Source organism: Endozoicomonas sp. SESOKO2, from assembly GCF_024606245.1.
In the GTDB taxonomy this organism is placed as follows: domain Bacteria; phylum Pseudomonadota; class Gammaproteobacteria; order Pseudomonadales; family Endozoicomonadaceae; genus Endozoicomonas_A.
Genome location: NZ_JAHHPQ010000028.1, coordinates 1 through 1,012, shown reverse-complemented (window position 1 = coordinate 1,012; position 1,012 = coordinate 1). Strand labels below are relative to the sequence as shown.

The 1,012-nt window shown below is 47.6% G+C and carries 1 protein-coding gene; it reads right to left on the bottom strand.

Translation table 11 applies throughout. The features are described from left to right. A partial coding sequence (locus KDK17_RS00680) for a hypothetical protein (RefSeq protein ID WP_257287118.1) occupies positions 1-1,012 on the bottom strand: 1,012 nt, incomplete at both ends.

The following is a 1,012-nucleotide window of genomic DNA, read 5'->3' as shown; positions in this document are numbered from 1 at the left end:
AAAAGCCTGTTTTTCTCTTTTGTCATCTGTCGGGTTAACGCTTTGTGGTTCTGGTTCACTTAACGGCACACAGGCTTCAGCCGCCCCGGATTGAACGTTATCCAGGTATTGGGACAGTGATGCTTTAATCTCATCGGGGCATTCTGTACCTGATGCTTCGATTCTTTCCCTCAGTTTGCCAAGCAAGGATTTATGCAGTCTCTCTTTATGGTGGTCAAGAGATTTCCAGACGACAGGTTTGATGGCCATTCTTCTGTTGAGCAGGGTAGCCAAAACATGAATAGGCAAGGGATTGGAGGGGAGAGCTTCTTCAACATCGCCTCTTGCCTTCAGCCTTCTGTTAGCGGCCAGTCTGGCTTCGTGCCTCTGGAGGTATGCCGGGTCATCCTCTTTTAAACGCCTTTGCCAATCTTCTGCGGTCAGATAATAGTGTTCAGGTACATTGATGATTTTCAAAAAAATCCTGAGCTGTCGCTCTGACCAGTTGCTAATTTCAATTTTTTCATCCTGTATTTTTAGCTGCGGTATTGGAAAACGGTAGGTCATAATACCGAAAGGCAGCCCTTCAACTTCAAGCCGCTGTCCTCTGACAGTGAAGGACACTTCTTTAAGGTTCCGCATCAGCATAGAAATAAAACTCAGGGCCAGCCCTTCTCCTGATGGGATAAGCCCAGAGACAGGTATCTCAACGGTATTGTTGTCGGTAGCACGCATCCCCGACAGAAAGCGATCGGGGATATCGTTATCCCGGGGCAGAAGGCTATGGGTTTTGAGTAGCGCTTCAAAGAGTGTCTGGATGCCTTCTTTGGTAATGTCATGGGTTTTTAGCCCAAGGCAGGCTTCAAGCAGCCCTTTTAACCATTGGGAGGAATGCTCTTTGCTGAGTTTATGCAGGGCGCTCAACGAAGGAAACAGGTCGAATATAGCCCGGGCATGGCTGGCATCCATAAAAAGCAACTGATCATCCTTTGTTAAGGGTTGCAGGATTTCCAGGTAGAGCCTTTGCATATAG